This window comes from Paraburkholderia sp. (genome assembly GCF_026225065.1).
In the GTDB taxonomy this organism is placed as follows: Bacteria; Pseudomonadota; Gammaproteobacteria; order Burkholderiales; family Burkholderiaceae; genus Paraburkholderia.
Genome location: NZ_JAMFSB010000233.1, coordinates 1 through 9,712, shown reverse-complemented (window position 1 = coordinate 9,712; position 9,712 = coordinate 1). Strand labels below are relative to the sequence as shown.

8 protein-coding genes are annotated in these 9,712 nt (G+C 60.8%); 2 read left to right on the top strand and 6 right to left on the bottom strand.

What is annotated here, in order from left to right; translation table 11 throughout:
• Positions 1 to 3,199, bottom strand: a 3,199-nt coding sequence (locus tag M0954_RS17140) for an autotransporter outer membrane beta-barrel domain-containing protein (protein ID WP_297354454.1), incomplete at its 3' end; no start/stop codon positions are given.
• 171 nt (positions 3,200 to 3,370) lie between these two features.
• Positions 3,371 to 4,315: an NAD(P)-dependent oxidoreductase gene (locus tag M0954_RS17135; protein WP_297354452.1), complete on the bottom strand. Its 945-nt coding sequence runs from the start codon at positions 4,313 to 4,315 to the stop codon at positions 3,371 to 3,373.
• Positions 4,316 to 4,410: 95 nt separating this feature from the next.
• On the opposite strand from M0954_RS17135, the gene M0954_RS17130 reads away from it, so the two are divergent.
• On the top strand, positions 4,411 to 5,301 hold the full coding sequence (locus M0954_RS17130; RefSeq protein ID WP_297354450.1) for a LysR substrate-binding domain-containing protein: 891 nt from the start codon (positions 4,411 to 4,413) through the stop codon (positions 5,299 to 5,301).
• Between the two features lie 59 nt (positions 5,302 to 5,360).
• Positions 5,361 to 6,899 carry an FAD-dependent monooxygenase gene (locus tag M0954_RS17125; RefSeq protein ID WP_297354448.1) on the top strand — a complete coding sequence of 513 codons (1,539 nt, stop codon included), beginning with the start codon at positions 5,361 to 5,363 and terminating at the stop codon, positions 6,897 to 6,899.
• A 99-nt stretch (positions 6,900 to 6,998) separates the two neighbouring features.
• On the opposite strand, the gene M0954_RS17120 is transcribed toward M0954_RS17125, so the two are convergent.
• The 4 genes from M0954_RS17120 to M0954_RS17105 all read right to left on the bottom strand — a co-directional run.
• The gene (locus M0954_RS17120) at positions 6,999 to 7,577 is read right to left on the bottom strand and encodes a GNAT family N-acetyltransferase (protein WP_297354446.1); all 579 of its coding nucleotides are present in this window, start codon (positions 7,575 to 7,577) and stop codon (positions 6,999 to 7,001) included.
• 103 nt (positions 7,578 to 7,680) lie between these two features.
• The gene (locus tag M0954_RS17115; protein WP_297354456.1) at positions 7,681 to 8,004 is read right to left on the bottom strand and encodes a VOC family protein; all 324 of its coding nucleotides are present in this window, start codon (positions 8,002 to 8,004) and stop codon (positions 7,681 to 7,683) included.
• Between the two features lie 210 nt (positions 8,005 to 8,214).
• Positions 8,215 to 8,676: an ASCH domain-containing protein gene (locus tag M0954_RS17110; protein WP_297354444.1), complete on the bottom strand. Its 462-nt coding sequence runs from the start codon at positions 8,674 to 8,676 to the stop codon at positions 8,215 to 8,217.
• Positions 8,677 to 8,887: 211 nt separating this feature from the next.
• Positions 8,888 to 9,712, bottom strand: an 825-nt coding sequence (locus tag M0954_RS17105) for a class I SAM-dependent methyltransferase (RefSeq protein WP_297354442.1), incomplete at its 5' end; no start/stop codon positions are given.

The window sequence follows — 9,712 nt, the reverse complement described above, 5'->3', positions numbered from 1 at the left end:
TCTGGCCAACCTGGGTGCCCAGCGTCGTCGTCCCGCTAAAAGTTGTCTCGTCGTCTGTGCCGAATGACCGCAGCACGCTCACCCGCAGGTAAGGCTTCCAGGCGATTCCGTCCGCATCGAATGCCCATTGCAGCCGTGCGCCAACCCGGGCGAGGAACGTGTTGCCGTTATTCCACGTTACGTCCGAGACGCCGTCGTTGAAGCGGTCGAGCGACAACCATTGCCAGACCAGTTGCGCTTGCGGCTCCAGCGTTAGCCCGTAGCCCAGCGCGATCGGCAACCCCGCCTCGACGGAGCCCGTGAACGCATTGCCGTCCGTCGAACCGTTCACGCCACCGTTAGAAAGCGTACGCACGGTTAGGGCGCTGCCCATCATCACTGCGTCTGTATACCAGCCGCCCGGACCCACATGCGTCCAGTAGCCGCCCAGGTTGTACGCATTCACTTGCAGCGTACCGACGCCCAGATCCGGTTGGCCGAGTGCAAAGCCGTTCACGTCGCCTACCCCGCGCGAGAAGCCGAGGAAGAATCCATAGTGATTGCTGTGGCCGCTGGGGCTGTTGTCCGCATACAGCTCCTGCCCGATCTGCATCCCCCACACCGTGCCGTCGAACGACGGCGCCACGTCGCCTTTTTGTTGCATGTTGCTGTAGCCGCCCCAAACGCGTGCCCACGATGCCGGCATCTGGCCGTTCCCGGTCAGGAGTCCCTGCTCGCCCTGGCGATCGTGGAACGTATCGATCTGCTGCAGTCCGAGTTGCCGGGCGACGGCTGGCGCTTCGGCGTACAACGGCACTTCCTGCCGGTAGACCGGGACCTCTGCGGCGCCGGGGGCGGCATCGGCAACGGCCTGCGCGATGGTGAGCGGCGTGCCCTCCGCGACGATAGGTGATTGGGGCGTTGGAGCTGGCTGACCAGGCTGACCCGGTTGCGATGTCAGCGGCTGCGGCTTCGGCGGCACCGTGTTGCGCAGATACCAACTGTCGCTCGTCCCCGCCGACGTGCCGCCTTTTGCGAGGTAATACGTATAGGCGCCCGCACTGACCGATCCACCGGTCAGCGTGAATGCGCTCGCGGCCGTCGTCGCGCCGTTGGTTGCCTGCACGACCTGGATGCCGTCCGTGGGGGTCAGCGCACCAGGGCCGCCGACATTCGTCACCTTCAGCGCGCTCGTACCGCTTGCCGCGCCGCCATTGATCACCAGCTTGTCCGACGCTGCGCCGTCTCCGGCCAGATACGTGTTCAGCGCGACCGTTGCGTTCTGGCCGACATAGTTGCCCGCGACCGTCAACGTATTGCCGATGCCACTGCCGCCGAGCTGCACGAGGCCCGCATTCGTCAGATTGCCGTTGATCTGGAAGTTGCCGGTCGAACTGCCCGAAAGACTGGCGAGCGCATTCGCTACGGAAATCGTGCCGCTGTTCGTCACGTTGCCTGTCACGCTGCCGTAGCCGCCAAGCGTCGCGCCCGAGGCGACCGTTACCGGGCCGCCGCCGGACAGCGCCGCCGATGCGCTCGTGCCGTCGCCGACGATAAGCGTGCCCGCATTCACGTTCGTGCCACCCATATAACTGTTCGCACTATTAAGCGTCAGCGCCCCGGAGCCGAGCTTCGTCAGCGAGCCTGCGCCTGTGATGTTCTGCGTGATCGTCGAGTCGTAGCCCTGCGTGTCGATCGCGCCATTGTTCGAGGTGATCGAGAGAGCACGGCTCGACGCGAGATTGAACGCACTGTCGAACTGCAGCGTGCCGCCGTTGAACGTCAACCCGCCGGATGACGCGCCAAGCGCATTGTCCGCCGCGACTGACAGCGTGCCTTGCGTGATCGTCGTGCCGCCTGAATAGGTGTTGCCGCCCGCCGCGGCCGGGGACAAACTCAGCGTGCCTGCGCCGGTCTTCTCCACTGCGCCCGCGCCGGCGATCAGGCCGGTGTACGTGCCCGCGCTGTCCTGCTGAAAGCGCACAAGTCCGTTATCTGTCACCGAGAGTGGCAGGTTCGACGCATTGGCCTGCAGGGTCGCACCGCTGTTGACCGTCGCGACAACCGATGCCGTGGTCGTGCCGAGCGTGCCTGTCAGGTTCAGCGTGCCGCTCTGCACGAGGGCGCTTGAGAACGTGCCCGTGCCCGCCCAGGTCCAGTCGTCGCCCGCCATCGTCAGGCTCTGGAAGTTGACGAATGCGTTCGACGCGGTGCCTGAGCCTTGCAGGTTCACCACGTTCGTCCCGCCGCCGCCATCGGCTGTGCCGATGATCTGCGAGCCGGTCTGCAGGTTCAAGGTGACGTTGCCGTTGCCACCTTTGATCGCGGTGCCACCGCCTCCTTGAATGAGCCCGGCGTTCGTGATCGTCGTATTGCCGTTGGTCGAGCGCACGCCGATGCCGTTGTTGCTGATGATCTGCCCACCCGCCTGGTTCGTGATCGTCGCGGTGAACGATGTACCGAGGGTGTTCGACACGACCGCGTCGACGCTGCCGCTGCTCGTCGCGGTGCCTGTAGTCTGGATCTTGCCGCTGTTGATCAGCGTGTCGTTGTTGCCTTGCATGTAGACAGCCGGACTGTCCTTGCCGCTCGAGGTCAGCGTGCCGCTGTTGTTAATCGTGCCGCTACCACCCAGTAGCGACGCGGCGCGCGCGTTGCTGCCCGCCGTGGAGACTGTCCCTGTGTTGGTGAGGGTATTACCCGAAGCGCCAGCGTTGCTCTGCCCCCACGCGGCGGTCATGCCATACGAGTTGTTGCCCGTCGTTGTGATCTTGCCGTTGTTGATCAGCGTGTTGTTGTTACCGTTCGCTGCGAGACCGTCGTTGTAGGCACCCGTCGTGGAGATTACTCCTGTCGCGCCGTTGGTGATCGTATTGCCGTTGTTCATGCCGATCAGTACCGCACCGCGGTTCGCCACACCTGTGCCGTTGCCGGACAGGGAGAGCGTGCCGTTGTTGGTGATCGCGCTGGAGGTTTCAACCGTGAATGGTGTCGGCGTTCCTGGCAATGAGAAACTGCCAGTTGCCGTTGAGTCGATATTGATAGTGACGTTGGTGCTTCCCGTCGCGGCAACGACGGCCGATATGCCTGCGCCAGAGCAGGTAACGGTGGTATTGCTGACCGGCGCTGTCGCCGAACACGCGGCATCCGCGCCCACCGGCATCGCACCGGTGAGGATTGCTATCCCGCCAAAACCGAGACTCCACACGTTCCTTTGCATAATTGCGCCCGCTTTAATGAGCGTTGTCGATGCAGACCGATGCGTGGTTTTGTTTATATCATCTATTTACAAAATATCAACAGGAATGACTGAATAGAATTTCATCAAGAGTGCGAAGGAGGCGCAATGAAAATGCGGAAAATAAAGCCATTTTTGTGCGCGACAGCATAATCAGGTTGCCGAAATTATTACCGATCCGATCCGATCCGATCCGATCCGATCCGATCCGATCCGATTGGACGTACGCGCTTCGAATGCCCGGACGACGGCTGCCATGTCTTCCTCACCAAAGCCCAAGGCTTCGGTTTCACCATAGAGTGAGAAGCATGTTTCCATGAGCGGCGCTGCAACCGCCGCCTCGCGGGCCGCCTCGACGATCAACCGACTGTTTTTCAGCACGTCGGAAATGCCGGCCTGGCGAGCGAAGTCGCGCTGTACCAGCTTGGCGGCCTTGACTCGAGATACATCGCTCGCCATCGGACCGGCACTGAGAATGGCCGCGAAACGCTCCATATCGAGACCGTGACGCTCAGCAAAATGCGCAGCTTCGGTAAGGCCGGTGACCATCGTGATCAGAAAGACGTTCACCGCGAGCTTCATGCGCAAGGCTGACGGCACCGGACCGCATTCGAAACATTCCCGGCACATCGCCGCCATCAACGGGCGGACAGCGGCGAGGTCTTCATCGTCGCCCGCGAGCATGGCGACAAGCTGTCCCGCTTCGGCCGGCTTGCGTGAACCGGAGACCGGCGCCTCCACATAGTGACCACCGGCTGCGCGGATATCTGCCGCCAAAGCCTCCGAATAACCCGGAGACACCGTTCCCATGGCGACCAGCCTGCGCCCTGCGACACGCGCAACAAACTCGGGCGTGCCGCGGCCAAGCACGGCATCAATGGCCGCACCGTTGGCCAACATCAGGATGATCGTGTCGCATCTCGCGAACACGTCAGCCGCTTCCTGCGCGACCGTAGCGCCAGCTCGCGACAGAGGTTCGCAACGTTCCGCTGACCGATTCCACACCGTCAGCGGGATGCCCGCGCGGACAAGATTGCTTGCCATCGGCTCGCCCATGGTGCCAATGCCGATGAAGCCAATAGCCGTCGATGTATTCATGGCTTGTTCCTTTTTTAGTTGCCCATGATTCTGATCAACGACTACCATTTCGTCTAACGGATATATATGAAGTGACACTTCAAGGATTCAGATAGATGAGGCCACATTTCGACATCGAAGCGCTACGTACCATGGTGGTCGGCACCGAACTGGGCAGCTTCGCGCGTGCAGCTGTCCAGCTCGGGCGGTCGCAATCAGCCGTCAGCATGCAGTTGAAACGCCTTGAGGAACAGGCAGGCCACATCCTGTTCCAGCGCAACGGCCGGGGACTTGTGCCTACCGAGGCAGGTGAAACACTTCTGGCGTATGCGCGGCGGATCGTTGCCATGCATGACGAAGCAGGCGCGACGCTGGGTGCGACGGTCGCGGCGCCGGCTATCCGGCTGGGATTGCCGCAGGATTTCTTCGAGGATGTCATGCCTGATGCAATCGCCCGCTTTTCGAAATTGCAGCCGAACGTGCATGTCGAGGTCCGCGCGGGGCGTAACTATGCCTTGGAGGAAGAGGTCAGGGCGGGACGGCTCGATATCGCGCTTGCGTTTGCGGAAGCGGGGCGCGCGAGGTCGGGTGAACTGCTCGCATCCATGCCGATGTTCTGGTTCGGGCGGGACGATGCTGCAGAGGTAGCTCTCGGGTATCAGGACGGTCTTCCGCTTGTGCTTTTCAATCACCCGTGTCTGTTCCGGCAAGCCGCCCTTCAGGCACTGGATGCGGCCGCCGTCCGCTGGCGTTTGTCCCTTACGACGCCAAGCCTGTCTGGCTTATGGGCCGCAGTGCGTTTTGGCCTCGGCGTGACTGTCCGGACAATGCATGGCATTCCTGATGGAATAAGACGGCTCGATTCTGAGCTGCCGCGATTGCCGGCGCTTGAACTGCGCATTCTCACCGGTACAGATATCTCTCCTGCAGCATCGGAATTCGTGAACGTTCTCGAAGCGGTCACGCGTAAAAGACTGACGGCCAAGTCTCAGGTAGCGTATCGCTAGTCATCATCGAGTAGGGCCGTTTTGGTTGCGCCTCCTTACTTTTAACGGAGACCACATCGATGTCCACTGTCATGATCGTCGGGGCAGGTCCAACCGGCTTGACCCTCGCCTGTGAGCTTGCCGTGCGAGGGGTTTCGTTCCGGATCGTCGATTCGGCTGAAGGCCCCTTCGCCGGCTCACGCGCCAAGGGTGTGCAACCGCGCACGCTCGAAGTGTTCGACCGGTTGGGCATCGTCGATGAGATTGTGAGTTCGGGTCTTGTCGGCTTGCCCTATCGACAGCACACGGCCGATGGCGGCTTTCTCGACGTGCCTCGCCCCGTGCCCGCTCAACGACCCGACGTACCTTGGCCAGCACCCGTCCTGATCCCGCAGTGGCGCACCGAAGCCGTGCTGCGCGGCCGCCTTGAAGCGCTCGGCGGTCGCGTCGAATACGGAACGGCGCTCGTCGACGCTGAAGTGACCAACGACGCCGTGCGCGCGAAACTCGAGCACGCCGGAGGCACCGACGAGGTCGAATTGGCCTGGCTGGTGGGTTGCGACGGCGGGCGCAGTACCGTGCGGCGCATCGTCAAGCTGGGCTTCCTCGGCGAGACGCATGAGGACATGCGCATGTTGGTCGGCGACCTGCATGTCGAAGGGGTAGACCGTGCACATTGGCACGTGTGGCGCCCTGAAGGCGGAGGTTTTCTTGCGATGGCGCCGCTGGCCGGTACCGAGGCATTCCAGTTGCAGATCGCAATCGGTCCGAAATCGCCCGATTCGCCCACCCTGGAGAACTTCCAGCAACTGGTCGAGCGTTACACGGGCCGCAGCGACATCCGCCTGTCGAGGCCGGACTGGACTTCGCTGTGGCGTGCGAACGTTCGCATGGTCGACCGGTATCGTGCGGGGCGCGTCTTTGTCGCCGGTGACGCGGCGCATGTGCATACACCCGCCGGCGGACAAGGCATGAACACCGGGATACAGGACGCCTTCAACCTTGGCTGGAAGCTGGCGGCGGTGCAGCGGGGGGCCGACAGTGCGTTGCTCGACAGTTACGAGGCCGAGCGGCTACCGGTGGCGCGACATGTCCTCGAACTTTCGACGCGGTTGGCTGCCACGACGCTTTCCTCGAAAACGCAGGGCCTCATCGCGCGAACGGAGGACACGTCCCAACTCGGCATCAGCTATCGGGAATCGCCGCTTGCGCACGAACTGCGCTCGGCGCCTGGTAGCCTGCGCGCCGGTGATCGTGCGCCAGACGTGCCGGGCCTGGTCGATCGCGAGGGCAGGTCATTGCGCCTGTTCGACGTCTTTCGCGGACCGCAGGCCACGCTGTTGGCGTTTGGCGAAGGTTGGGGGCCGGTACTCGACGTCGGCCTCGCTGCCGCCGCTGGTGTTCACGCGGTCCGTGTGCTGTCGCCTGGCATTGCGGTGCCGGAGGACGGCGGCACGCCGACGCTTGTGGATTCGCTCAACCACGCAAGCACGATCTGGGAACCAGGCACAGGCGCGCTCTTCGCGGTGCGTCCAGATGGCGTGATCGGCTTTGCCGATGACCGGCGCGACCCTGTTGCGCTTGTGACGTGGCTACGCGTGGCCGGATTGGCGCGATAAATCGCTGGCTGGCGCCCGAAGTGCAGCAGGCGGATCGGTGAACCGCTGACCCGGCCAACGATCGCTTGTGGGCGAGGGGCGCCTTACCCGAGCGCAAGTTCAAGCTAGTTTTGAGTAGATTCGCGTGTTTCGCAAACTACCGTCCGGAGCGCGCCGTTCCTGCCGCAACACGCCTTCTAATTGCATTCCGATGCGCTCGCAAAGTCGAATGCTTCTTTCGTTCAAATCGTCGCAGATCGCTTCGACTCGCATTGCCCCGAAATTGACGAAAGCATAATTTGCCAAGCCGTCGGCGGCTTCACTGAACAGGCCGCGCCCGACATGCGACGATCTTCCCCAGAAACCGAGTTCAAAAACTGGGACGGCCCATCTTGGCCGGTGAAGACCGCCGCTACCCACAACCATGCGCGACGTCTTATCGATAAACAAAAACGGAAAGTCCTTTCTGGCTTGAAAATTTGCGGAGCCCGCAAGGCAAAACGATTCGGACGTATCAATTGATGGTGTTTCGAGCGCCCATGGCAACGACGCTGGGAAGCGCCTCAGTTCCGTCAGTGCGTCGACGGTCGCGTCAAACAAGTCGGGACCGTCACCAGACCGAGGACACCTGACGACGAGGCGGCCCGTTTCAAACGACGTAGGCAGATTTGGAGAGGTCAATATTGTTGAGGACGTCATCGGAATGATGGTGGATTAAATTGTCGGCGATTGGGCTTGGCTTGTCGACGGGCTGTATCTGGCTGGCTACTGTCTAGGGAGGTCAACGGAGATAAACAAGGAGCTAGTCGTCGCAAGCGCAAAGTTCGAATTCGTGACCGTCGGGGCTAGTCAAAACAATGCTCTTCATGGTTTCGTCATTGAGTCCGTCGAGAACGACAGTTGCTCCGAGTGCCTTGGCGCGATTCAAAAAAATATGCAAATCGGGTACGTCGAATTCGAATACCGGTACGCACCCGCTGCCGGTGAACTCGTCGCCGAAATCATTTAGCAAAAGCCCGAAGCGGACTTCCCCTACGGAAAATTCCGTCCATTTCTCCGACTTACGGTTCGGCGTGCGTTCCAGTAGAGTCTCCCAGAACCTCACGCTCTGCTGCATGTCCTTCACTTTCAAATAAGTGGTCCTGATTCGCATTGAATGCTCCGAAGAAAGTCTTGAAAACGCAGCGGATAATATAGAACGGAAAATATTGGGCGAGGGCTCTTCTACGACGCTCTCGAATGACCCTTACCAGTCGTTCTTTGTCGACACGCTATCTGTGGCACGCGATTCTGGCGTGATGCTTGGTCAGGGCAGCAGTCCATTCGGATCGCGTGCTCAGGCGAACGTGTGAAGGACCTCAAATCTCTCGCATACGAGAGGCATCGATTTATCAACCGTCCGGCCAATTCGCTGGCACTCGTCGGTAAAGAATCGCCAGTGTTCCGTTTGCCAATGCGATAGCGAACGATCACCTTCGCCTTCGCAGGCTGCGAAATCGGCGGTCACAGCATCAAACGGGACGACTTCCACCTCCGTGGTTCGTCGCACGAACATTGGCCGATCATGCCAATCAAGCACGATCTCCATGTCCCCGACGTCAGGAAGGGTCTCACCGTCGAAATCCCAAGACCAAACCAGGGTGCAAGTACCGCGCTTTACGCCAGTGAGGATGAGAGCAACGAGCGATTCTGAAAGCGCCTCCGAATCGCCAAAACCGCCGATTCTGACGGTACCTTTCGGTAGCTGCACACCTCGTTCGGCCAACTCAGCTATTAGCTCGTCTACATTCTTGTCCATGTGGCAGAGTCCGATTTATCGTGCCCGCCATATCGGGCACCTACGCGCCGATTGTTAACGATTGGCTGTCTCGTGTCGAACATCTCAAAATGGCCGAACCCGGTCCGACGACGAAGGGCTCAGGGGGTTGTCCGCCTGAGCCTCTCCGGCTCCGCTGTCGCGCAATCCCGGTTCGCCGAGTGCGCGGGCGATGCGCCCGCGCTCGTCTCCGTTATTTGCTTGCTGATACCAGATAAGTCAGCGTCGCACCACTGTCCCAATAGCTTTGGGCTTCGATCATTGCCTGCAACTTTCTTTGGCCTTCAGGACGTTCTGCGTGGATGCGCGCCACCAATGCCTGCGCCTCGACGTCATTAAGTGCCGCGATCCAGTCGTCAACCTGGCTCTCCCACAAACCCGCGCGTGCGTCTTCGTGTGCGGCAATCAATTCAGCCAGGTTCACGCGGGTTTCGTGATCCTGGTAAGGGGGCAAGATCGGTGAGGCTTTATCTGAAAGATAGGTCTGGATGCCGGACAAACCGGCCAATTGAAACAAACGCGGTAAGCGATCACCAAGTGATAGGCTGCCCTCTTCAGAGGCGCGCTTACCCCGCTCGCAAAGCAACGCATAACGAAACGCGTCACACAACTCGTCTATCGAAAGGTCAGTTGTCGTCGCGTTTGACAGAGCAAATTGCGCCAGATTGCATGGTTCGGTACAGATAACAATTCCGCCGGGCCGCACCACGCGACGCATTTCCAGTAACGCCGCGAGTGGATCAGCAAGGTGCATCAGCACAGTCTGGCAGGTCACTACATCGAAGCTGTCATCGTCGAATGGCAATGCGTGTGCATCGCCCTGTTGAAACTGCACCTTCGCCCCGAACGCTGCAAACGCCGTCGAAATCGAAGGGTCACCTGCAGCCCATTTGACATCTCGATCAAAGGCCGTCACTTGTGCGCCGACAGCCATACGTGGCGCAAGCAGGCGGCTCCAGTGACATTGGCCGCACCCGATGTCCAACAGGCTCTGATGCTGTGCCAGTTGCCAACGACG